This is a genomic window from Gilliamella sp. wkB308, from assembly GCF_001690185.1.
Lineage (GTDB): Bacteria > Pseudomonadota > Gammaproteobacteria > Enterobacterales > Orbaceae > Gilliamella > Gilliamella apicola_I.
Map to the genome: position 1 here is coordinate 1 of NZ_LZGN01000003.1, position 23,158 is coordinate 23,158.

General features: G+C 37.6%; 25 protein-coding genes and 1 CRISPR repeat array. Of the genes, 21 read left to right on the forward strand and 4 right to left on the reverse strand.

The window, feature by feature from the left end:
* The 14 genes from A9G10_RS12655 to A9G10_RS00105 all read left to right on the forward strand — a co-directional run.
* A partial coding sequence (locus A9G10_RS12655; RefSeq protein ID WP_218837293.1) for a hypothetical protein occupies window positions 1–1,209 on the forward strand: 1,209 nt, incomplete at its 5' end.
* Window positions 1,210–1,222: 13 nt separating this feature from the next.
* Window positions 1,223–1,924 (forward strand): hypothetical protein, encoded by a 702-nt coding sequence (locus A9G10_RS00045; RefSeq protein ID WP_065557664.1) that lies wholly within the window; start codon window positions 1,223–1,225, stop codon window positions 1,922–1,924.
* Between the two features lie 7 nt (window positions 1,925–1,931).
* Window positions 1,932–2,171 carry a hypothetical protein gene (locus A9G10_RS00050; protein ID WP_143425905.1) on the forward strand — a complete coding sequence of 80 codons (240 nt, stop codon included), beginning with the start codon at window positions 1,932–1,934 and terminating at the stop codon, window positions 2,169–2,171.
* 13 nt (window positions 2,172–2,184) lie between these two features.
* Complete coding sequence (locus tag A9G10_RS00055) at window positions 2,185–2,886, forward strand: hypothetical protein (RefSeq protein WP_065557666.1); 702 nt, start codon at window positions 2,185–2,187, stop codon at window positions 2,884–2,886.
* 7 nt (window positions 2,887–2,893) lie between these two features.
* On the forward strand, window positions 2,894–3,145 hold the full coding sequence (locus tag A9G10_RS00060; RefSeq protein ID WP_065557667.1) for a hypothetical protein: 252 nt from the start codon (window positions 2,894–2,896) through the stop codon (window positions 3,143–3,145).
* 13 nt (window positions 3,146–3,158) lie between these two features.
* Complete coding sequence (locus A9G10_RS00065; protein WP_065557668.1) at window positions 3,159–3,665, forward strand: hypothetical protein; 507 nt, start codon at window positions 3,159–3,161, stop codon at window positions 3,663–3,665.
* Window positions 3,634–3,861, forward strand: a complete 228-nt coding sequence (locus A9G10_RS00070) for a hypothetical protein (protein WP_143425906.1) — start codon at window positions 3,634–3,636, stop codon at window positions 3,859–3,861. The genes A9G10_RS00065 and A9G10_RS00070 overlap by 32 nt, the downstream gene beginning before the upstream one ends.
* Before the next feature lie 39 nt (window positions 3,862–3,900).
* Window positions 3,901–8,325: a toxin VasX gene (locus tag A9G10_RS00075; RefSeq protein ID WP_065557670.1), complete on the forward strand. Its 4,425-nt coding sequence runs from the start codon at window positions 3,901–3,903 to the stop codon at window positions 8,323–8,325.
* Window positions 8,326–8,338: 13 nt separating this feature from the next.
* Window positions 8,339–9,040, forward strand: a complete 702-nt coding sequence (locus A9G10_RS00080; protein ID WP_065557671.1) for a hypothetical protein — start codon at window positions 8,339–8,341, stop codon at window positions 9,038–9,040.
* A gap of 7 nt (window positions 9,041–9,047) precedes the next feature.
* Window positions 9,048–9,287, forward strand: coding sequence for a hypothetical protein (locus A9G10_RS00085; RefSeq protein ID WP_065557672.1), 240 nt, complete (start codon window positions 9,048–9,050; stop codon window positions 9,285–9,287).
* Between the two features lie 13 nt (window positions 9,288–9,300).
* Entirely contained in the window at window positions 9,301–10,002 is a 702-nt protein-coding gene (locus A9G10_RS00090; RefSeq protein ID WP_065557673.1) for a hypothetical protein, read from the forward strand.
* Between the two features lie 7 nt (window positions 10,003–10,009).
* Window positions 10,010–10,249, forward strand: a complete 240-nt coding sequence (locus tag A9G10_RS00095; RefSeq protein ID WP_065557674.1) for a hypothetical protein — start codon at window positions 10,010–10,012, stop codon at window positions 10,247–10,249.
* 12 nt (window positions 10,250–10,261) lie between these two features.
* On the forward strand, window positions 10,262–10,963 hold the full coding sequence (locus A9G10_RS00100; RefSeq protein WP_065557675.1) for a hypothetical protein: 702 nt from the start codon (window positions 10,262–10,264) through the stop codon (window positions 10,961–10,963).
* A 7-nt stretch (window positions 10,964–10,970) separates the two neighbouring features.
* Entirely contained in the window at window positions 10,971–11,165 is a 195-nt protein-coding gene (locus tag A9G10_RS00105; RefSeq protein ID WP_065557676.1) for a hypothetical protein, read from the forward strand.
* Window positions 11,166–11,435: 270 nt separating this feature from the next.
* Window positions 11,436–12,379: a CRISPR direct-repeat array (repeat unit 29 nt; unit sequence GTGTTCCCTGTATACACAGGGATAAACCG).
* A 192-nt stretch (window positions 12,380–12,571) separates the two neighbouring features.
* Here A9G10_RS00105 and A9G10_RS00110 read toward each other — a convergent pair.
* Window positions 12,572–13,153: an IMPACT family protein gene (locus A9G10_RS00110; RefSeq protein ID WP_065557677.1), complete on the reverse strand. Its 582-nt coding sequence runs from the start codon at window positions 13,151–13,153 to the stop codon at window positions 12,572–12,574.
* Between the two features lie 54 nt (window positions 13,154–13,207).
* Here A9G10_RS00110 and nfi point away from each other — a divergent pair, with 54 nt between their 5' ends.
* Window positions 13,208–13,879 (forward strand): deoxyribonuclease V, encoded by a 672-nt coding sequence (gene nfi, locus A9G10_RS00115; protein ID WP_065557678.1) that lies wholly within the window; start codon window positions 13,208–13,210, stop codon window positions 13,877–13,879.
* The gene (locus tag A9G10_RS00120; RefSeq protein ID WP_065557679.1) at window positions 13,869–14,615 is read left to right on the forward strand and encodes a tRNA1(Val) (adenine(37)-N6)-methyltransferase; all 747 of its coding nucleotides are present in this window, start codon (window positions 13,869–13,871) and stop codon (window positions 14,613–14,615) included. Before nfi ends, A9G10_RS00120 begins: the two co-directional genes overlap by 11 nt.
* A gap of 13 nt (window positions 14,616–14,628) precedes the next feature.
* Here A9G10_RS00120 and A9G10_RS00125 read toward each other — a convergent pair whose 3' ends face one another.
* The 3 genes from A9G10_RS00125 to apt all read right to left on the reverse strand — a co-directional run bounded on the left by A9G10_RS00125 (window position 14,629) and on the right by apt (window position 17,688).
* Window positions 14,629–16,038: a basic amino acid/polyamine antiporter gene (locus A9G10_RS00125; protein ID WP_065557680.1), complete on the reverse strand. Its 1,410-nt coding sequence runs from the start codon at window positions 16,036–16,038 to the stop codon at window positions 14,629–14,631.
* 45 nt (window positions 16,039–16,083) lie between these two features.
* Window positions 16,084–16,854, reverse strand: coding sequence for a dimethylargininase (gene ddaH, locus A9G10_RS00130; RefSeq protein WP_065557681.1), 771 nt, complete (start codon window positions 16,852–16,854; stop codon window positions 16,084–16,086).
* A 282-nt stretch (window positions 16,855–17,136) separates the two neighbouring features.
* Window positions 17,137–17,688: an adenine phosphoribosyltransferase gene (gene apt / locus A9G10_RS00135; protein ID WP_065557682.1), complete on the reverse strand. Its 552-nt coding sequence runs from the start codon at window positions 17,686–17,688 to the stop codon at window positions 17,137–17,139.
* A gap of 305 nt (window positions 17,689–17,993) precedes the next feature.
* On the opposite strand from apt, the gene A9G10_RS00140 reads away from it, so the two are divergent.
* From A9G10_RS00140 to A9G10_RS00160, 5 genes are all read left to right on the forward strand, one after another.
* Window positions 17,994–19,331 carry a vWA domain-containing protein gene (locus tag A9G10_RS00140; RefSeq protein WP_065557683.1) on the forward strand — a complete coding sequence of 446 codons (1,338 nt, stop codon included), beginning with the start codon at window positions 17,994–17,996 and terminating at the stop codon, window positions 19,329–19,331.
* 7 nt (window positions 19,332–19,338) lie between these two features.
* A complete protein-coding gene (locus tag A9G10_RS12860; RefSeq protein WP_065557684.1) occupies window positions 19,339–20,808 on the forward strand; it encodes a sensor histidine kinase in 1,470 nt (489 codons plus the stop codon).
* Window positions 20,789–21,472, forward strand: coding sequence for a response regulator transcription factor (locus A9G10_RS00150; RefSeq protein ID WP_065557685.1), 684 nt, complete (start codon window positions 20,789–20,791; stop codon window positions 21,470–21,472). Before A9G10_RS12860 ends, A9G10_RS00150 begins: the two co-directional genes overlap by 20 nt.
* Before the next feature lie 129 nt (window positions 21,473–21,601).
* Entirely contained in the window at window positions 21,602–22,207 is a 606-nt protein-coding gene (gene recR / locus A9G10_RS00155; protein WP_065557686.1) for a recombination mediator RecR, read from the forward strand.
* A 123-nt stretch (window positions 22,208–22,330) separates the two neighbouring features.
* Window positions 22,331–23,149, forward strand: a complete 819-nt coding sequence (locus A9G10_RS00160; RefSeq protein ID WP_065557687.1) for a pyridoxal phosphatase — start codon at window positions 22,331–22,333, stop codon at window positions 23,147–23,149.
* Window positions 23,150–23,158 lie beyond the last annotated feature (9 nt).

Sequence of the window (23,158 nt, forward strand, 5' to 3'; positions counted from 1 at the left end):
GATCCGGCATCAAAAGCGATCATGAAATTTCGCGTATTGGCAAATTATACCGCCTTAATCGTATCCACCACCGAAATAATATTAGAAGTCACAAAATTATTGAGCGTTGCGTTGCGAAAATCATCGTCCTCATTATTTATGGAGCGAGTATCAAGATTAGCACAGATCGACAAAGCGCTAAATGTTCTAAAAGGGGTTGCCAATGTGGTTAATGTGATTGACAGTGCGTTATCGCTTGCTCAAGCAATCAAAAGTTTTAATGAAGGGAATACCGGTTCCGGCGTCATTTGTGTAACCGGTGTACTGAGTTTGATATTAAGCTTTGCCGCATTTAGTAACTGTATTCCAGTGTGGGGACAGATTTTATTTATCATCGCAACGGTCGGTATTATAATTATCAATGCCATTTATTACGATAACGGCGATGACTGGGATGAATTCAGTAAATGGCTAAACCGCTGTATGCTGGGCAACTTTGACTTTCGAGAATCCAAATACCCACCGTATTACTTACCGACGCCAAAATGTATGTTACTGTCGGATCAGGATTACTATTTAGCGGTCAGAAATGGGCGTTGTCTTTTAGAATCAGAAACCTCTTTACTTGACGATATAGCCAGCACAACCATTGGCATTACAAGGGCTTTGGGGCGTAAATCTGATCTGATGCTGACCTTGAATTTGCCGGATTTTAATCGTGATAAATCCGAGTTTGAAGGGACAGTGATAATTAAATCGTTAAGCAATCCAGATCAAACTCCGGTGGAATTGGCGATATCTGATGGATTAAAGTGGCTTAAAATTTCAACCATTACCCCTTCCATCTTTTTTACCCCAAGAACGGATAATGCGGTTGGTGAAGATGAACTTTATAATATGGATAAAACTCAAGTACAATCCCCAAAAGAAGAGTCATTATGGAATCAGTTAATGGCGATATCCCATAATCAACCAATGCCAACGACGACCGACAGCGCACAATCAGACAAAAGTGACAAGTCCGAAGCGCCAAAGATTGGGCTGTTTTTAATTAAATGGTGCTTAGGTCAAATCAGAGGGAATTATGATGTCACCATTAGGGTCAATTACTGGCCAGAAGGCAAGCTGGACGAGAGTGGCGATCAAAGTCAAAGTGATGACCCGAACACCCCAAAACAAGTCAAAGAGCGCACGCCGTACTTACTGTCACACCACTATATAAAAAGTTAAACAGGATAACACCATGCAAATTAAAACAAATATAACCACACTGTTAATATTCACTTTCAGTAGTTTACTGTTAACGGGGTGCGATACTTATCCTTATAAAAAAGATATTCAAGAATCTAACGACTACAATAATCCAACAGGCGATAAAGCATTATGTATGATGGTGGGTAGCGTGACAAAATCCATGTACCCGTATACCACTTATTATATGGAAGGACAAGATCTACCGTTTGCACAGGAAAGAAGAAAAGCATTTAATAATCGAGCAAAAAATGATGGTTTGCACCTGTTTGCCGGGATAGGTTTTTTTACGGAAGAGTATGCTGGCGAAGTTGACGGCAGAGCGACGTATCGTTACGACCTGACCGATTTAGGGCGAAAATACGTTGACTGGTCATTTGGTGAAACCAATTTTTGTTTTGGTCGGGTGGTGGTAGACAAAATTAACCGCACAAAAGACACCATTAACGGGGTCGGGGGGGGCACGGTGCGGGATGTCTATTTTACTTATCACCTTGAAAATGTGCCGGATTGGGTCAAAGATCCACAAATATATAAACGATTTCGATATTTTAAAAAACAAGTTAATGGGGAGCCATTTCCCGGAATTCACAGTTATAAGGTGTCTGGTAGTGGAAAATTAACAACAATGACTTGTGTTAGCGGTACATATAAATGGGCATCGGATTTTAATGAAGAAATCAAAGAAGAGTAATTAAACATTGTTAGTTTTAAATGGTGAAAAATCTGTGTATGAAGCACTAAAGGTTGGGTTGTATTTAATTAAATGGTGCTTAGGTCAAATCAGAGGGGATTATGACGTGACTATCAGGGTCAATTACTGGCCAGAAGGCAAGCTGGACGAGAGTGCCGACCAAAGTCAAAGTGATGACCCGAACACCCCAAAACAAGCCAAAGAGCGTACACCGTACTTACTGTCACACCACTATATAAAAAGTTAAACAGGATAATACTATGGAAACTAAAACAAGTATAACCACACTTTTAATATTCACTGTCAGCAGTTTAATGTTAACGGGGTGCGATACTTATCCGTATAAAGAAAAGATTCAAGAATCTAATGATTACAATAACCCAACAGGCTATAAAGCAAAATGTATGATGGTGGGTAGCGTGACAAAATCCATGTACCCCTATACCACCTATTATATAGAAGGACAAGATCTACCGTTTGCACAGGAAAGAAGAAAAGCATTTAATAATCGTTTAAAAAATGACAGTTTGCATCTTTTTGCCGGGATAGGTTTTTTTACGGAAGAGTATGCTGGCGAAGTTGACGGCAGAGCAACGTACCGTTACGACCTGACCGATTTAGGGCGAAAATACGTTGACTGGTCATTTGGTGAAACCAATTTTTGTTTTGGTCGGGTGGTGGTAGACAAAATTAACCGTACAAAAGACACCATTAACGGGGTCGGGGGGGGCACGGTGCGGGATGTCTATTTTACCTATCATCTTGAAAATGTGCCGGATTGGGTGAAAGATCCACAAATATATAAACGATTTCGATATTTTAAAGAACAAGTCAATGGGGAACCATTTCCCGGGATTCACAGTTATAAGGTGTCAAGTAATGGAAAATTAACCACCATGACCGGCGAAAGTGGCAGATATAGATGGGCATCGGATTTTAATCGAGAAATCAAAGAAGAGTGATTAAATATTGTTAGTTTTAAATGGTGAAAAATCTGTGTTTGAAGCGCCAAAGGTTGGGTTGTATTTAATTAAATGGTGCTTAGGTCAAATCAGAGGGGATTATGACGTGACTATCAGGGTCAATTACTGGCCAGAAGGCAAGCTGGATGAGAGTGCCGACCAAAGTCAAAGCGATGACAGCAGTAGCGACCCAAACACACCAAAACAAGCCAAAGAGCGCACGCCGTACTTACTGTCACACCACTATATAAAATATTAAACAGGATAACACCATGCAAATTAAGACTAGTATAACCGCACTTTTAATATTCACTGTCAGCAGTTTACTGTTAACGGGGTGCGATACTTATCCTTATAAAGAAAAGATTCAAGAAGTTTATGATAACCATAACCCAACGGGCGATAAAGCATTATGCATGATGGTGGGTAGCGTGACAAAATCCATGTACCCGTATACTACCTATTATATAGAAGGACAAGATCTACCGTTTGCACAGGAAAGAAGAAAAGCATTTAATAATCGAGCAAAAAATGATGGTTTACACCTTTTTGCCGGGATAGGTTTTTTTACGGAGGAATACGCCGGTGAAGTTGACGGTAGAGCAACGTACCGTTACGACCTGACTGATTTAGGGCGAAAATACGTAAAATTTGCATTTGGTGAAACCAATTTTTGTTTTGGTCGGGTGGTGGTGGACAAAATTAACCGCACAAAAGACACCATTAACGGGGTCGGGGGGGGGCACGGTGCGGGATGTCTATTTTACTTATCATCTTGAAAATGTGCCGGACTGGGTCAAAGATCCACAAATATATAAACGATTTCGATATTTTAAAGAACAAGTTAATGGGGAACCATTTCCCGGGATTCACAGTTATAAGGTGTCAAGCAATGGAAAATTAACAACCATGACCGGCGAAAGTGGCAGATCTAGATGGGCATCGGATTTTAATGAAGAAATCAAAGAAGAGTAATGTTTGTATACGGACTAAGATGTAATTAGCACGGTAAAAATGAATCACCAAGAAAATCAAGAAAAAAATAAAATAGAAGGATTAGAAAATCCTCAGGAAGAAAGTTTTAATCCCGAATTAGTTAACGAAGCGAATAAAAAAGCGTTGGTGTTAAGTAATGGTCAATGTGGTGTTTGTCAACGGAAGGGTTTTCCGATTTTTTTAGTGCGAAAATCGATTGTTCCCATCAAGTTTAGAAAAGACATTAATTGGTCACAAGGCATGGTTTCGCTAGGGGACAGAGAGCCGGAAGAAGAATGGAAAGAATATAAGTATGTCTACCGATCATTACGTGAAGGGTATGTATATATTTTATGCAATCCAATCGGAAATCAAGACGACAGCAAGCTTGAAATCATGGTCTATGAAGTGACCTATTCAGGTGCGATGCGATTACGTGAGTTTCGTGATGTAAAAGGCTCAAGACCCAAAGAGATCCCCCTCAGTTGTATTGAAGATAATCACAATGTAAAAGGGATGTTTATTACTATAGACAACCGTGTATATGACAAAGCATGGGTCGCTTACTCATCGGTACGTTGGAAGCTAGCCACGGTAAAACATTATCGAAAAAATAAAGAAGAACGGTTACAACGCTTCAGCGAAGTCGATTTGACACAAGAAAAGGCGCTGAATATTTCACCTCAAGGACGAAGTTTTCCCTTCAATGACTTTATGTTTAAAAGTCGATATTTATTAGAGATGGAATGTGATAATCAGTTTGTAAAAGATTATTTTGAAGAGAAAGGAAGAAAGGCTCATAGCCAAAAAGCTTCACCATTGGGGTCACAAGCAAAAAAAATTCAATCGTTTATTGATTCGGTCAGAAAAGGTATTTTTGGCAAAATGAAGTATTCATTGTCCACCTATCTTCATTTAATGGCTAATGGATTTAACGAATCTTATCTTTGGCTATTTTATACAGCAAGCCATTTTAATTCGTTAAATTCAAATGCAGCATCTGAAGCCTTGAAAAATACAATAAAAAATTACAACTCCAATGTCCATTATCAAGGAGAGATATCCGCACTGGTTGTAGAAGACCCGTTAGGTCTGGCTGAAGAGCTGTCAATTCAAAGGCGGCAAAAATTAACCCCGGTGGTTGAAGGATTGATGAATCAGGTTACACCGAATCAAAATTACGAAAAAGAAGCGAAACAGTTTCATCAATTAGTTCGAACAGGCACCCACGATGTAATTTATGAAACTGAACGGCACGCCACTAATCATCCTTTAGCAATAGCCATGCAATCCAGACATGGTCGAGACCAGTTAGCGGCCCATTTTAAAAATGAAAAAGCAACCATAAAAAGCTATCCAATAAGCTACTTTAAACCTGAATTTAATTATGCGCGTCGTCAATATCAACAAATCGAGCAGTATAAAGCACTGTTACGTTCACCGGTTTCAAAATCTGATATAAATGAAAGTTATCTGTTTTTATTTTATGATTCAGCGCATAATTATGATTCAAGTATTGAAGAAGACAAGATATATACGGTCAATGATGTAACAAAAAGAGAAAGAAATTTAAGTTTTATAAAGCAAAATAATATCTTAAACTATTATGCAACAGATCGAAAAAAAATGTCTGAGCTTAATGAGATTGATAAGATTCGAGTATTGGATGCGGTCGGTGAAGCGCTATTAGCAAAACAATTAGGTGTGAGTCGAGACGAGTCGAATAGAAAAGACCATCTTGCACATTTTGGTTATATGTATTGTCGTCATTTAAGCGTGCTCGGGCTTGAAGATAAGCGACTACCTCAATATGGATTAGGTGAGTATAAAGAATATAAATTAACCCCGGAGCAACAACAAGAGTTACTGGCACTGTACAAAAAGAACAATGGCAGTAAATCATCCCGATTGAAAAGAATTGATAGTGTTAAAGTAGTTCATTTTTACAATCTTGAAAAAGCAAAAGGAGCTTATGCTGACAAAATACTCAATAGTGACTGGGATAAACGTAAAAAACGCCTGAATCAACCTTCGTTAGACAATTTTGAAGCGTTAGAAAAAGCGGGTAAAGAATCCTTAACCACATTTGTGTCGAATGCTTCGAAGGACTATTATAACTACTTAATGTGGTTATTTGGAGAAAGTTCAACTCATTTTCAGATAGAAAATCAGGGCGAAACAGCCAATAAAATCAGCGTGACTTTACCAAGCCGTTACAATCAACTTCCTTTTTGGCGCAACGAACTTTTGCCTGATTTATCGGATATGCATATTAACTTCTTTTTCACGTTTTTACTGATAATCGATAGTGCCAGTTTAGGTACCTTGACACTACCGGAACATTCCGCATTTTGGGGCATGCTACTCAATAATGAAGAGTCGATCTATTTTTATCTGTTTGGTGAAAAATCACAAAAAAATACCGATAACAGTTCCCAAAAAGAGGACGAATCTTCACAACAAGGTTCAAACCTGTCTGTTATTCAATATCTTGCTAAAATGAATAACAAAGATGAATCAACACTTTCCGATATGGGGTTAACCCCTAAAGTCATTTTCAACACAACCAAAAGTATTATGGGTTTAGATTTTAAAGTCAATCTGGATATCGGTAGCCTGATAGTTGAAAAGCTCATTAACTCAAGTGTTGATGGGGCAACCAGAGCGATGCAGAATAATGTAAAAATCAATCAGATAAAATTACAAACGCAGTATTTTGATATAATTGGCCTGTTTAAATTAAACGGACCTGAAAAAATACGTCAATACAAAGTTCGAATGTCAATAAATGGATTAAACCAATATTTGAAAAAAAATCATGAATTAATGCCATTTTTCAACAACACACAAATGACCACGAATAAAGGGACCGTCATCAATTTAGTCCAGTCACAAAATAAGGACCGTTGGCATATTCAACAAAATGGTAACAAGTCAATAGGCAAAGAAGTGGTTGAAATAAATATGCTGGTTGCGTTTGAAAATCAGCAACGTCTGCAAGAATTTGAAAAGGGTTTCACACAAAAAGGGGGGCTTTCTCAGGGGGTATTAAAGAATATCACGCCCAATATCATAGAAGTCAATGGTGTCACACTGGACGCAAATGAAATTAACTATTTATCTGAAACGTTACCCCGACAAAAACGATATATGGAAATTTACGATACCTCGAAAAGTTTTGTACTGGGAAGTATCGGTTTATATTTTCAGGCAACCAGTTTAAAGGATATGATTAATCAGTTAGATAAAATACAAGATCCGGCATCAAAAGCGATCATGAAATTTCGCGTATTGGCAAATTATACCGCCTTAATCGTATCCACCACCGAAATAATATTAGAAGTCACAAAATTATTGAGCGTTGCGTTGCGAAAATCATCGTCCTCATTATTTATGGAGCGAGTATCAAGATTAGCACAGATCGACAAAGCGCTAAATGTTCTAAAAGGGGTTGCCAATGTGGTTAATGTGATTGACAGTGCTTTATCGCTTGCTCAAGCAATCAAAAGTTTTAATGAAGGGAATACCGGTTCCGGCGTCATTTGTGTAACCGGTGTACTGAGTTTGATATTAAGCTTTGCAGCATTTAGTAACTGTATTCCACTGTGGGGACAGATTTTATTTATCATCGTAACGGTCGGTATTATAATTATCAATGCCATTTATTACGATAACGGCGATGACTGGGATGAATTCAGTAAATGGCTAAACCGCTGTATGCTGGGCAACTTTGACTTTCGAGAATCCAAATACCCACCGTATTACTTACCGACGCCAAAATGTATGTTACTGTCGGATCAGGATTACTATTTAGCGGTCAGAAATGGGCGTTGTCTTTTAGAATCAGAAACCTCTTTACTTGACGATATAGCCAGCACAACCATTGGCATTACAAGGGCTTTGGGGCGTAAATCTGAACTGATGCTGAACTTGAATTTGCCGGATTTTAATCGTGATAAATCCGAGTTTGAAGGGACAGTGATAATTAAATCGTTAAGCAATCCAGATCAAACTCCGGTGGAGTTGGCGATATCAAATGGATTTGGGGCATTAGCCATTTCAACCATTACCCCTTCCATCTTTTTTACCCCAAGAACGGATAATGCGGTTGGTGAGGGTGAACTTTATAGAATGGATGAAAGTAAGGAAGACTCCCCTAAAGAAGAGTCATTATGGAATCAGTTAATGGCGATATCCCATAATCAACCGATGCCAACGACGACCAATAACACACAATCAGACAAAAACGATGAGTCCGAAGCGCCAAAAATTGGGTTGTTTTTAATTAAATGGTGCTTAGGTCAAATCAGAGGGGATTATGACGTGACTATCAGGGTCAATTACTGGCCAGAAGGCAAGCAGGACGAGAATGCCGACCAAAGTCAAAGTGATGACCCGAACACCCCAAAACAAGTCAAAGAGCGCACGCCGTACTTACTGTCACACCACTATATAAAAAGTTAAACAGGATAACACTATGCAAATTAAAACAAGTCTAACCACACTTTTAATATTCACTGTCAGCAGTTTTTTGTTAACGGGGTGCGATAATTATCCTTATAAAGAGAAGATTCAAAACGTTTATGACAATCATAACCCAACAGGCGATAAAGCAAAATGTATGATGGTGGGTAGCGTGACACAATCCATGTACCCCTATACCACCTACTATATGCAAGGACAGGATTTGCCTTTTTCTTCGAGTACCCAAAAAGCGAATTATAATCGTTTAAAAAATGACAGTTTGCATCTTTTTGCCGGGATAGGTTTTTTTACGGAAGAGTACGCCGGCGAAGTTGACGGCAGAGCGACGTATCGTTACGACCTGACCGATTTAGGGCGAAAATACGTAAAATTTGCATTTGGTGAAACCAATTTTTGTTTTGGTCGGGTGGTGGTAGACAAAATTAACCGCACAAAAGACACCATTAACGGAGTGGGGGGGGGCACGGTGCGGGATGTCTATTTTACTTATCATCTTGAAAATGTGCCGGATTGGGTCAAAGACCCACAAATATATAAACGATTTCGATATTTTAAAAAACAAGTCAATGGGGAACCATTTCCCGGGATTCACAGTTATAAGGTGTCAAGTAATGGAAAGTTAACAACCATGACCGGCGAAAGTGGTGCTTATCAATGGGCATCGGATTTTAATGAAGAAATCAAAGAAGAGTGATTAAACATTGTTAGTTTTAAATGGTGAAAAATCTGTGTTTGAAGCACCAAAAATTGGACTGTTTTTAATCAAATGGAACTTAGGTCAAATCAGAGGGGATTATGACGTGACTATCAGGGTCAATTACTGGCCAGAAGGCAAGTTGGATGAGAGTAGTGATCAAAGTCAAAGTGATGACCCGAACACCCCAAAACAAGCCAAAGAGCGCACGCCGTACTTATTGTCACACCACTATATAAAAAGTTAAACAGGATAATACCATGCAAATTAAAACAAATATAACCACACTGTTAATATTCACTTTCAGTAGTTTACTGTTAACGGGGTGCGATACTTATCCTTATAAAAAAGATATTCAAGAATCTAACGACTACAATAATCCAACAGGCGATAAAGCATTATGCATGATGGTGGGTAGAGTGACAAAATCCATGTACCCGTATACCACCTACTATATGCAAGGGCAAGATTTGCCATATTCGCCAGAAACACAAAAGGCGATTTTCAATCGATTAAAAAATGGTAGTTTGCACCTGTTTGCGGGAATAGGTTTTTTTACGGAGGAATACGCTGGCGAAGTTGACGGCAGGGCAACGTATCGTTACGACCTGACCGATTTAGGACGAAAATACGTAAAATTTGCATTGGGTAATACCAATTTTTGTTTTGGTCGGGTGGTAGTGGACAAAATTAACCGCACAAAAGACACCATTAACGGGGTGGGGGGGGGCACGGTGCGGGATGTCTATTTTACCTATCATCTTGAAAATGTGCCGGATTGGGTCAAAGATCCACAAATATATAAACGATTTCGATATTTTAAAAAACAAGTGAATGGGGAACCATTTCCCGGGATTCATAGTTATAAGGTGTCAAGTAATGGAAAATTAACAACTATGACTGGTGTCAGCGGTACATATCAATGGGCATCGGATTATAATCGAGAAATCAAAGAAGAGTGATTAAACATTGTTAGTTTTAAATGGTGAAAAATCTGTGTTTGAAGCACCAAAGATTGGGTTGTATTTAATTAAATGGTGCTTAGGTCAAATCAGAGGGGATTATGACGTGACTATCAGGGTCAATTACTGGCCAGAAGGCAAGCTGGACGAGAGTGGCGATCAAAGTCAAAGTGATGACCCGAACACCCCAAAACAAGCCAAAGAGCGCACGCCGTACTTACTGTCATACCACTATATAAAAGATTAACAGGATAACACCATGCAAATTAAAACAAATATAACCACACTTTTAATATTCACTATCAGCTGTTTACTGTTAACGGGGTGCGATACTTATCCTTATAAAGAAAAGATTCAAGAATCTAACGATTACAATAACCCAACAGGCGATAAAGCAAAATGTATGATGGTGGGTGATATTACATCCTCAATGTATCCCTATACCACCTATTATATGAAAGGGCAGGATTTGCCTTTTTCTTCAAGCACTCAAGAAGCGAACTATAATCGATTAAAAAATGACAGTTTGCATCTTTTTGCCGGGATAGGTTTTTTTACGGAAGAATACGCCGGCGAAGTTGACGGCAGAGCAACGTACCGTTACAACCTGACCGATTTAGGGCGAAAATATGTAAAATTTGCTATTGGTTATACTAATTTTTGTTTTGGTCGGGTGGTGGTAGACAAAATTAACCGCACAAAAGACACCATTAACGGTGTCGGGGGGGGCACGGTGCGGGATGTCTATTTTACTTATCATCTTGAAAATGTGCCGGATTGGGTCAAAGACCCACAAATATATAAACGATTTGGATATTTTAAAAAACAAATTAATGGGGAACCATTTCCTGGGATTCACAGTTATAAGGTGTCAAGTAACGGAAAATTAACCACTATGACCGGCGAAAGTGGCAGATATAGATGGGCATCGGATTTTAATGAAGAAATCAAAGAAGAGTGATTAAACATTGTTAGTTTTAAATGGTGAAAAATTTGTGTTTGAAGCCCCCAAAATTGGTCTGTTTTTAATTAAATGGTGCTTAGGTCAAATCAGAGGGGATTATGACGTGACTATCCGGGTTAATTACTGGCCAGAAGGCAAGCAGGACGAGAGTGCCGACCAAAGTCAAAGTGATGACAGCAGCAGCGACCCGAACAAATAAAGCAAAGAGTAAGATTAATATTAAGTAGTACATTAATATCTTCCAACGAAAAGTTACATGTTACCTTGTTATCAAAAATTGCTCGGTACATTGGAAAAGTTGCCAAAGAGAGTACCGCTAAAAAAATTAAGCAAACATAGTTAACCATATGATAAATATAAAATTATATTTATATAACGTATTAAAATTAATCGCTTAAAAAAGCAACAAAAAATCGGTAGAATTTTACACCTAACTATTTTAATTAATAAACAATAAGTTATAATTAGAGTGTTCCCTGTATACACAGGGATAAACCGTCGGTATAATGTGACTAAAATTTAATGTATTAGTGTTCCCTGTATACACAGGGATAAACCGGCATTTTCCAGTTGAGACGGCAACTGAACCCCGTGTTCCCTGTATACACAGGGATAAACCGTCAATTTTTTTGGATCCTTAACGAGGTTAATAGTGTTCCCTGTATACACAGGGATAAACCGAGGCCTCGGAAATCGAGGCTGTAATGAGTTGGGTGTTCCCTGTATACACAGGGATAAACCGAATTTTTTCCAGTTCCCAAACTGTCATATCCGGTGTTCCCTGTATACACAGGGATAAACCGAGTATGCCGATCTAACTGCGCAAAATGCTGATGTGTTCCCTGTATACACAGGGATAAACCGATTTTGGGGTTGAGTTATTTTTTGGTACACTTCTGTTCCCTGTATACACAGGGATAAACCGAGGTGACGGTGTATGGCATTATTGTGGGGTATGTGTTCCCTGTATACACAGGGATAAACCGATTAATAGTGCGTTGGTATCCGCTCAAAATAGGTGTTCCCTGTATACACAGGGATAAACCGTACGTTAGGATTTGCAAAAATGATTCATGAAAGTGTTCCCTGTATACACAGGGATAAACCGAAATTAAAAGTATTAGACCAAACGACACTGTTGTGTTCCCTGTATACACAGGGATAAACCGATCATTTTTAAAATGGGTCGGGGGAAAATCAAGTGTTCCCTGTATACACAGGGATAAACCGAACTAATTGATTTTAGTGATTGCGGCGGAGTTGTGTTCCCTGTATACACAGGGATAAACCGGAATCGCCTTTAGTTTTTTGCACGTAAACACGGTGTTCCCTGTATACACAGGGATAAACCGCATATTTGTTTTTTATTTGGATTAAATTTTATGTGTTCCCTGTATACACAAGGATAAGTCAGCCTAAAGGATGAAATACTCATTCTATATCGCTTTATTTATTACTTGCTCATAACATAGAGTTATCGGTAGTGCTCAGTGATAATTTAAGAATTTCGTAGCAAGCCATTTTTATAAAAAAGCTTTAGCAATATTATAAAAATTGTGACAGTTACGACTTTGTGAACATCCAACGGAAATTAACCAACAGGATTTATACTGGTATTATCACTCTACCACGAGTAATATCACTGATGCTTTTTTGTAGTGAAAGCAATTTATCTTGCGTTATGGCAATATTGACGTTTACCCCAATGGCATCAAAATCTTGATTTTCAATCAGTGCATCCAGTTCTTTTAAGCGATTTTCTATAATTGGCCATTCATTATAATAGCAGTGAAATTGCAAAGGTATTCGGGCAATAAGTTCAATCAATTCTGCTTGTTGTAGACAATGACTTGCAGATCCACCATAGGCTCGTATCAAGCCACCTGTGCCAAGTTTGATTCCGCCAAAATAACGAGTTACAACGACCACAACTTGATCACAATCTTGTCCTTCAATCGCTGATAGAATCGGACGCCCTGCGGTGCTGGTTGGTTCGCCATCATCATTAAATCGATACTGTTGACCAATTTTCCATGCCCAACAATTATGTGTTGCGTTAGGATCGCTAATTTGATCGATAAAATCCGTTGCTTGCTGGGCATTAATAACGGGCGCTGCATTGACAATAAAGCGGCTTTTTTTAATTTCTTCTGTCAGTTCGGTCGGATTTGCTAATGTATATGGCATACTAATTCTGGTAAAATCATTTTATTGCCGTTAATAATACTCAGCAGAAAGAAAATGTCTATTAATTTAGAACAATTGAAACTAACTCAGCAGCAATTAGCTGAACAAGTAAACCTAACCGATGATTTTAATACATCAATCACTTTAGTTGGTGGTACCGATGTAGGCTTTGAAGATGAAGGCAAAATCACCCGTGCCGCTATTGTGATTTTAACGTATCCGGATTTTGATGTGGTGGAATATCATGTCGCGCGATTGAAAACCGAGTTTCCTTATATCCCCGGTTATTTATCTTTTCGGGAATATCCTGCTTTACTTTCTGCTTGGGAGCAGGTCGAACATAAACCTGATTTATTGTTGGTTGATGGTCAAGGCGTTGCGCATCCAAGGCGATTAGGTATTGCCAGTCATCTTGGTTTATTATTAGATATGCCAACCATTGGTGTCGCTAAAAAACGCCTTTGCGGTCATCATAATCCATTACCTAAAGTCGCCGGTCAAGTAACGCCACTCACCGACAAGCAGCAACAGATTGGTTGGGTATTACAAAGCAAGAATAATTGTAATCCGTTATTTATTTCATCGGGTCATCGTATTAGTCAAGATAGTGCGTTGAAGTGGGTCAATCTGTGTTTACGTGGTTATCGTTTACCTGAACCTACACGCTGGGCGGATGCAGTGGCGTCGAATAAACCGTTATTTAAAAAATTTATCCATGCAAAATAAATCACAATCGTTAAAAAAAGGGGGCTTTACGTTTAAGCGCTTTTTTGTTGCGCATGACAAAAGTCCGATGAAAATTACCACTGATAGTTGTTTACTAGGGGCATGGGCTCCGATCTTGTCTTCAACTCATAAGGTGCTTGATATCGGTTGTGGTTGTGGCGTGATTGCGTTAATGCTTGCACAACGCCTTGAGCATCAAGCTTGTCAAATTGATGCTATCGATATTGATGCGCAAGCGGTCAATCAATGTCAACAAAATTGCCAACAAGCAGGCTTTAAATCTGTATCAACAATACAGGGTGATATTAATCGTTTTCAGGTGAAGAGTGACAATGGTTATGATTTGATTGTAACCAATCCGCCTTATTTTGAGCCGGCCGTGGATTGTCGAAGCAGTCAAAGGCAATTAGCCCGTTATACAGAAAGTTTAAACTACATACAGCTTATTGATTCAGTCAAACGATTATTAAAGCCAGACGGTCTATTCTGTTTGGTGCTGCCTTATCATTTAGCAGATCAATTTACGCAATTATGCCAATCAAACCATCTATTTTTACAACAATTATTGCAGGTGAAATACACGGCAGATAAAGAATTTTCTTTATCATTAATGGCGTTTGCTCCAAAGCCTAATGCTCATGTCATTGAACAACAACTGTGTATGCGTTGTGATGATGGGCAGTATTCGCCTGCATTTAGAGCGCTATTAGCAGATTTTTATTTGTTCCAAAAATAGCGCCAAATGTTAGTTAATCCAGTATGACATAAAAATACATAACGGCAATAATGGCTAATATTATAATTGCGATTGCATAGATTTTGTCATGAACATAAGTGAAAGCCGTAAGGCATCGTTGCTTGCGTGCGTATAAGTAAAATATTAGCCCAATTGCATACAATATCATTGATAATAATAAGTAAGACATCCCACCAGCATAAATTAACCATGCACCATAAATTGACCCCGCAGCCCCAATAAATATCAGGTAAACTTTGCGAGATTTTATGGCTAATTTAAGGACGAATAGTGCTGATAATAAATAGGGTATCAGTACCATTGAGGTAGATAATTGGATTAAAGTGTTATAACCCGAATGGTAGAAATATGCGAGAACAATCAATAGGCTGATCAAGCTTGATGTTAGGTATAATGCATTGGCAGGCGTGCCATTTTTATTTAATTTGCCAAAACAGCGTGCAACGGTATGATTATTGCCTTGCCCCGTTAAAAAAAGCATTTCAGCAGCAAGCATTAACCAGGATAATAATCCACCACTTACCGAAACAATCAGCCCAATATTAATTAACGTTGCCCCCCAACTGCCAACTACATGCTCTATGACTAAAGCCATTGAAGGATTTTTCATTGCTGCCAGTTCTTGTTGAGGAACAATACCCAGCGACAGAACAGACACACAGATAAGCAATAAACTGGTAATAGCAAAACCAAAAAAAGTTGCCCGGCTTATGCTTAAAATGTTTTTGGCTCGTGAAGCATAAACCGTTGCGCTTTCGATGCCTAAGTAAACCCAAACAGTATAAAGCATAGTATGCTTTATTTGATCCACAATTGAGCCAAGTTGTGGCGTTCCCCAAAAGTCAATTTTGAATGTTGAAACCTTGAAAGCAAGAATAATACAGACAATAAACAGACCAATCGGAACAATTTTTGCTAATGTGACTAAGCAATTTAATAAGAAAGCATGATAAATCCCTTTTAAAACAAGGGCATTTACCAGCCATAAAAAGATTAGTCCGGCGATGACTGCTGGCAAGGTTGTGCCATTACCAAAATAACTAAAACAATCAAATGATCCTAACGCACTAAATAAGATAACTAAATAACTGGCACACGACATCCATGCAGATATCCAATACCCCCAAGCAGCGTTGAATCCTATATAATCACCAAAGCCTTCACGGACATAACCATATAACCCGTCGTTGATTTTATAAAAACGAATCGAAAGATATTGAAATATTCGTGTCAGCATTAACATGCCAAAAAGCGTTATGATCCACGCAATTAAAATAGCGCCAGCACCAGACGCTTCAGCCATGTTTTGCGGTAAACTAAAAATACCACTTCCGACAATACTGCCAACCACAAGTAAGGTTAAAGGAAGTATGCCTAGTTTTGTGCGGGTAGGTGTATTCATAATTTTGTCTTATCTTGCGTTTAATTAGCCTTTGGCAGTGTTTAATTAAAATCGTAATGACATGCAGCTAACGCCACCATCGACTTTGCGATATTCTGATGTATCAACTTCGATCACTTGATAGCCTAAAGCTTCGATCTTGGCTTTGGTAATTGGGTAGCCAGCAGGCATGATGACCCGATCATTAACCCAAATACAGTTAGCGGCATAGCTTTCATGTTCCGGAATTTCAATAATGTTCAGATGTTGAAATTCGGGTTTGCTAATAAATTCGCCGGCAGCTAATAAATTGTTGTTTTCCAGATAAGCCAGTCCTGTTTTTAGATGTAGAACTTTTTCAAGTGTGACCACCGAACCGGTTAAGCCATATTTTTGTAATATAGCAATCATTTGATTAGCACCTTCTTGATTAGTACGTGCCGATAATCCGATATAGTAGTGATCTTCCACCATCATAATATCACCAGCTTCAACCGTGCCCGGTGCAGTAATTTTTTCAACTTTATTGGGGTAAAATCGTTCAATGGTGTCGATGATGATTTCAGTTTCGTTACGTCTACTTTCTGCCCCTGGTCTGGTAATAATGGCACAATGTGGCGTACACAGTGCAACATCTTCAACAAAGACCGAATCAGGAAAACGTTCATCGGCGGGTAATAGGGTGATATCAACATCACATTGCTGTAGGGCTCGGATATAGTTGTTGTGTTGGTCTAAGGCTTTTTGATAATCAGGCTTGCCTAAATTTGCTGAAGTTAATCCATGAATCAGGGATTTGGCAGGCGTTCTGGCAATGATATGGCTAAATTTTTTCATGTTTAATTTATTTCCTATTTAATAATTATGCGATATTTTTGAATAATAATTCACATTAAAATGTAAATCAAGCATTAAGTTGATTTTTTATTCACTTTTTAATGAGCGTCTTTTTTAGGCGTGTGGTTGATTTAAATTGAGTATTATTGAGTAGCGTTAGTTATGTTAGTTCGAGATCAGTACTAAATGGAAAAAAGTGGATATATAAAATGTACAAAAAGTGAAGGGGGAGTTAGCTCGTAGCATGAGTAGGGCGACAACATCGCCCCACTAGATTAAGGATTATTCACCGGCAAAATCAACGAGGGTAAAACAGTTAATACCCAGATCGGTTAATTTTGTTTTACCATGTAGATCCGGTAAATTAATAACAAATGCGGCATCTTCAGCAATGCCACCTGCTTTTTGAATTAATTTAGCAGTTGCAGCAACTGTTCCACCTGTTGCAAGCAAATCATCAATAATCAGTACTCGTTCATTCGGTTTAATTGCATCTGAATGGATTTCAAGTGTATCGGTTCCGTATTCAAGTTGATACTCTTCTTTAAATACGTGACGTGGTAACTTATTCGGTTTTCGAACTGGGACAAAACCAACGCCTAACGCTAATGCAATTGGTGCTGCAAAAATAAAACCACGCGCTTCAGTACCGACAACTTTATCGATTTTTTTATCTCGATAGTGATCGATTAACAATTCGACCGAAGTTCTAAATGCGATAGGATCTTCAAGCAGACTGGTAATATCACGAAATAAAATTCCTTGCTTAGGATAGTCTGGAATGGTGATAATGCTGTTTTTGATAAGCGCAAGTTTTTCTTGTAACTGAGTCATATTAAATGTTCTCTAAATATTCTCTTTTTAAGAATGGCTAATTTTGTATTATATACCTTCGTTCTTTGTGCTTGCAATAAACAAACCGTAACAATGCAGTAAAATCGGTCGATTGTTCATCATTTGATTGATATATATTGAAAGTAGGGATGAGATGATCTGTTTTTATGAAAGAAAATTCAATTGGCATTTTCCCGTTCTAAAAATGGTATTTTTTACAACTTTTTACAATTAAATACAACTATCTGACAGTTTGATGGGTCAAATAAATATAATGACATAAACTTTTTATATAAGGAAAAACAATGAAATTAATTAAAACAGTACTATTAGCTGGGCTTTCAATATTAAGTTTATGCAGTCATGCACAAGTCAATAAGCAAATTGAAATTCGCTCAGAACTTGCATCGCCAATTGTTATGCAAAATTCCCAAGAGAAGAATTATTTAAAAATTTCGTTAACCGGCCATGAATTTGATTCAGCAAAACGGGTTCCCATTAATTTGGCAATTGTGATTGATCGCTCAGGCTCGATGCAAGGTGATCGTATTGTTAAAGCAAAAGAGGCGGCTATCTTTGCCATTAACATGCTTAATGAGAATGACACTTTATCTGTTGTTGCTTATGATAATGATGCAAGGGTGATTATTCCTTCAACCAAAGTTAACAATAAACAAAAACTGATTAGTTTAATAAAAGAAAATATTGTTGCAGGTGGTGGCACAGCGTTGTTTGCCGGATTAAGTAAAGGTATCCATCAAGTTGAAAAACAGTTGTCTAAAGATAATGTGAATCGCATTATTTTATTATCGGACGGGCAGGCGAATATTGGTCCGACATCCGTTCAAGAACTTTCTGAACTTGCCATTATTGCCGCCAAAAAGAATATTTCTGTCAGTACCTTTGGTATCGGTGAGGATTATAATGAATTATTGATGTCATCGATTGCCAGTTATAGTGATGGTAATCATATATTTGTTAATGATTCTTTAGATCTTGAAAATGTATTTGTTCGTGAGTTCAAGGATGTAATGTCAACGGTTGCCCAACATGTTAAGATCAATATCTATTTAAAAGATGGGGTAAAACCAGTTCGTTTATTAGGTAGAGACGGCATAATCAAAGGTAATCAAGTAACGGTAACAATGAATCAAATTTATTCTAATCAAGAAAAGTATATTTTGTTAGAGGTCGAGCAACCACAAGGTAAAGTCGGCGAAGAAAAAACAATAGCGGAAATTGATTTAGTGTATGATGATTTGTTAGATAAGAAAACTCAAAAAGAAAAACAATCAGTAAAACTTGCTTATACCGATAATCTGGAAGCCGTAAAAAAAGCCTTGCGCCAAGATGTCGTTACTGAGATTGAAATACAAGAAGTGAATGAAAATAGCGTTAAAGCATTAGAACTCTATAATAAAGGCGATCGAAAAGCTGCGCAGAAAATTCTTGTGGATAACAGTAAAAGACTTGAAGCAGTTGCTGATATGTATCCAGAATATGCGGATAGAGTGAAAGATGATATGAAATGGAATAAAAAAATGGCAGCAGATGCAGTTAATGAAAGTGGAAATGGCAAAGTTTATAGTAAAGAAATGACAGAAAAGCAACAAAACACTAGAATGGGTGTGATTAAAAAATAACGAAAGTATGAAACAATTAGCAGCGATTCTCTCTTGTATAATATTTGTAATGGCACTTAGCTATCTTGGTTGGCGTAGCATTGAACATGAAGTTTTAATGCGCCAACATCAGCAAAGAATGTTAGCACAAAGCCGGTTGGAGAATATAAAATCATCGATTGAATCGCTGTTAAATCAGCGTTCCGTTTATTTGATTAGCTTAATTCAACTTTTGGAAAAGGGCGTCGGTACGTTTGATAATCTGTTACAATCGCAGTCAGATATTAAAAATGCTTTCGAAATTCGCCATAATAACATTGTTTATATCAGTAATAGTAACGATCTGCAATGGGTTAAATTTGTTGAGTCGATTAAGTATGATAATGCAATTTTAATCAATCCCAATTCCTCCAATGAATTATCTCAGCCAACCTCGGGCTGGTATCAGTCTTATGATCATCTGATTTTTTGGTCTAAAAAGGATAACATTATCAAGGGATTTGAGCTATCAACGATAAAATTTGCGTTGGATATTATTCGGTTATTTGAAGATCAATTTATCAATGATAATTTCAGTCTTTATGATGGTTCAAAACAAATCTATGTTCATGGTCAATCGACAATCAATGACATTAATGTGATGCTTGACTATCCACTACAAAATTGGCAATTAACTTATTATTATTCATCACCAAATTTTATTACCTTTTATTGGTTAGGTGGTGGAATATTATTTTTGTTTATTGTGTTAGTTATTGGTATCGTTTGTTATGTTTATCGAGAATATACACGAGCGATTCGATTAGCTAAACAACAAGTTAGCTTTGTTGGGCAAGTTTCACATGAGTTTAAAACGCCATTAACTAATATCACACTTTATTCGGAAATGTTAAAAGAACAGTTAATCGATGAACCTTTTCCTGTACCTGAATATTTGGATGTGATTACCAGTGAAAGTCAGCGATTAACTCGCTTAGTGCAAAATGTACTTAATTTAAATAAGCCAGCTAAACAGAATTTTAAGGCCGTTAATTTAACGTTGCTCATTGAGCGAGTTTATCAAACTTTCAATCCCGTTCTTAAAACAAAATCTTTACAACTAAATTTGATGTTAAATTCGAATAAAAATCACACTATCTTTACCGATGAAGATAGTGTGATGCAAATCATAAGTAATTTTTTAAGCAATGCTGAAAAATATGCTGTAGATGGCAAAAAAGTTGATTTATCACTGACGACTAATGATAAACAGACTATTATCACCGTGCGGGATTATGGTCGTGGTATCCCTAAGCATCTATTAAAGAAAATTTTTAAACCCTTTTATCGGATAAATTCATCCATTACCGAAGGCGTTTCGGGAACAGGAATTGGGCTTACAATTGCCAACCAATTAGCGCAGCAATTGCAGGGTACTATCAAGGTAACCAATGAAAATCCGGGTACTGCGTTTTCATTAATTTTAACGGAGCATGTGCATGAAGATTTTAATCGCTGAGGATGATCATAACATTCGTAAAGGAATGTCGGATCTTTTACAACAAGAAGGTTATACCATCCTTCAAGCTGAAAATGGGAAAACCGCGCTTAAATTGTTTAAACATAATAAACCTGATTTTATTATTTTAGATATTATGATGCCCGAAATGGATGGGTATTGTGTTTGTCGTGAGATTCGAAAATTAGATGATGATATACCGATTCTTTTTTTATCAGCTAAAGATGAAGAAATCGATCGCGTTATTGGTTTAGAGCTTGGCGCTGATGACTATATGAGTAAGCCTTTTGGCATTCATGAACTTCGAGCAAGAATCAAAGCCATCGCTAAACGCTATTTAAAATCAAAACATGCTAACCATATAAACGATGAATTTTTTTATTTTGGTGATTTAACGATTTATCCAATCGAGTTATGTGCAAAACGTAATCAACAAGTAATTGAACTTTCACTTCGAGAAATCAAAATTATATCTTGCCTGTATCAACATCAAAATCAAGTTGTGACAAGGGATATGCTTTTTGATTATGTATGGGGATATGATTATTCACCAAATAGTCGAACACTTGATCAGCATATCTCTAAATTACGTAAACAAATTGAACTCGATCCGTTGAATCCTGTTTTAATTAAAACCATTCATGGTGTAGGTTATCGACATTAAAATCGAGTGATTTATTAAATCGTTTTGCCTGAATTGAAATTTAAAAGCGGTGTAATTGTTGTTTAATCAAAGCTTGAAAAGAGGTATTATTAACGCTAAATGTATTTATTGTGATAACTAAACGTATTTATGCAAATTAGCCCATTATTAGAATCACTCATGGAAGCATTACGTTGCTTACCTGGCGTTGGTCCCAAATCTGCACAACGGATGGCTTTCCATTTATTACAGCGTAATCGACAAGGCGGTATTAAATTGGCTCATGTACTTCATGAAGCGATGATTAATATTGGTCATTGCCAGGAGTGCCGAACTTTTACTGAACAATCCATTTGTACCATTTGTGCCAATGCTCGTCGCCAAAGTAGCGGGCAACTCTGTGTTGTTGAAACCCCAGCAGATATTGTTGCTATTGAACAAACCGGTCAATACAGTGGTCGTTATTTTGTATTGTTAGGTCATCTTTCTCCTTTAGATGGTATTGGTCCAACTGATATTGGTCTTGATCTACTCAAACATAAACTCTCTTCAGAAACGATCAGTGAGGTTATTTTAGCAACGAACCCAACAGTCGAAGGGGATGCAACCGCCAATTATATTGCTCAAATGTGTGCAGAGTTTAATGTAACGGCAACCCGTATCGCTCATGGCGTGCCGGTTGGTGGGGAACTTGAAATGGTAGACGGTACAACGTTATCGCACTCGTTTGTTGGTCGTCAAAAAATTGAATGGTAAATCGGTTGTAGACTAAGCATCAGTGTTTTCTAATTAGTTACCAAATCATTGGTTAAATTAGCCAAAATCGAGTGATGTAAAAGGGTGTAGGAATAGTTTTTTGAAGATAGAAAGAGGAATAAAATGAAGTATAAAGCCGTTGCCTTTGATATGGATGGTACTTTACTTGCCAGTAATCGTCTAATTTTACCTGAAACAGTTGCGATGATTGAAAAAATCAGTGCCCAAGGTGTTAAAGTTATTTTAGTTTCTGGTCGTCACCATTCTGTTATTTATCCGTATTATTATCAACTTAAATTATCAACGCCTGCAATTTGTTGTAATGGATCTTACCTGTATGATTTTGAAAAACAGCAATCATTTGCCGGTAAACCCATGACAAAAGAACAAGCAAAAACGTTACTTAATTTAGTCAATCAATATGGTATTCATACGCTTATTTACACTGACCAAATGATGACTTATGAAGTGCTTGATGATCATTTAGAAGGTTTTTTTAAATGGGTAAATTCATTGCCTTCTTTTTTACAACCTGAGATTAAAAAAGTAGATAGCTTCGACCGGGTAATTGACGAAGCAGGAGCGGTTTACAAATTTGCCACAAGTAGTCATGATCTACCAGCATTACGACAATTTTCGGATGCTGTTGAAGCACTTAATCAATTTTCATGCGAATGGTCTTGGTCGAATCGCGCTGATGTCGCCGTGAAGGGCAATACCAAAGGAAATGGTTTAATGCATTGGGCTAAACACGAAAATATCGATCTTAGTGAAATAGTCGCATTTGGTGATAGCTATAATGATATTTCAATGTTGACGTTGGCGGGTCTGGGTATTGCGATGGGCAACGCAGATGATGAAGTGAAAGCTAAAGCCGACCATGTTATTGGTGACAATAATAGTACCAGTATTGCGAGTGAACTTGAAAAACTGTTTTTATAGTATTTGCTA

Excerpts from the sequence above, each read along its gene's own strand:
- A9G10_RS00045 (WP_065557664.1), top strand. The coding sequence starts at position 1,223 with ATGCAAATTAAAACAAATATAACCACACTGTTAATATTCACTTTCAGT.
- A9G10_RS00055 (WP_065557666.1), top strand. The coding sequence starts at position 2,185 with ATGGAAACTAAAACAAGTATAACCACACTTTTAATATTCACTGTCAGC.
- A9G10_RS00065 (WP_065557668.1), top strand. The coding sequence starts at position 3,159 with ATGCAAATTAAGACTAGTATAACCGCACTTTTAATATTCACTGTCAGC.
- A9G10_RS00075 (WP_065557670.1), top strand. The coding sequence starts at position 3,901 with ATGAATCACCAAGAAAATCAAGAAAAAAATAAAATAGAAGGATTAGAA.
- A9G10_RS00080 (WP_065557671.1), top strand. The coding sequence starts at position 8,339 with ATGCAAATTAAAACAAGTCTAACCACACTTTTAATATTCACTGTCAGC.
- A9G10_RS00090 (WP_065557673.1), top strand. The coding sequence starts at position 9,301 with ATGCAAATTAAAACAAATATAACCACACTGTTAATATTCACTTTCAGT.
- A9G10_RS00100 (WP_065557675.1), top strand. The coding sequence starts at position 10,262 with ATGCAAATTAAAACAAATATAACCACACTTTTAATATTCACTATCAGC.
- A9G10_RS00110 (WP_065557677.1), bottom strand. The coding sequence starts at position 13,153 with ATGCCATATACATTAGCAAATCCGACCGAACTGACAGAAGAAATTAAA.
- nfi (WP_065557678.1), top strand. The coding sequence starts at position 13,208 with ATGTCTATTAATTTAGAACAATTGAAACTAACTCAGCAGCAATTAGCT.
- A9G10_RS00120 (WP_065557679.1), top strand. The coding sequence starts at position 13,869 with ATGCAAAATAAATCACAATCGTTAAAAAAAGGGGGCTTTACGTTTAAG.
- A9G10_RS00125 (WP_065557680.1), bottom strand. The coding sequence starts at position 16,038 with ATGAATACACCTACCCGCACAAAACTAGGCATACTTCCTTTAACCTTA.
- ddaH (WP_065557681.1), bottom strand. The coding sequence starts at position 16,854 with ATGAAAAAATTTAGCCATATCATTGCCAGAACGCCTGCCAAATCCCTG.
- apt (WP_065557682.1), bottom strand. The coding sequence starts at position 17,688 with ATGACTCAGTTACAAGAAAAACTTGCGCTTATCAAAAACAGCATTATC.
- A9G10_RS00140 (WP_065557683.1), top strand. The coding sequence starts at position 17,994 with ATGAAATTAATTAAAACAGTACTATTAGCTGGGCTTTCAATATTAAGT.
- A9G10_RS12860 (WP_065557684.1), top strand. The coding sequence starts at position 19,339 with ATGAAACAATTAGCAGCGATTCTCTCTTGTATAATATTTGTAATGGCA.
- A9G10_RS00150 (WP_065557685.1), top strand. The coding sequence starts at position 20,789 with ATGAAGATTTTAATCGCTGAGGATGATCATAACATTCGTAAAGGAATG.
- recR (WP_065557686.1), top strand. The coding sequence starts at position 21,602 with ATGCAAATTAGCCCATTATTAGAATCACTCATGGAAGCATTACGTTGC.
- A9G10_RS00160 (WP_065557687.1), top strand. The coding sequence starts at position 22,331 with ATGAAGTATAAAGCCGTTGCCTTTGATATGGATGGTACTTTACTTGCC.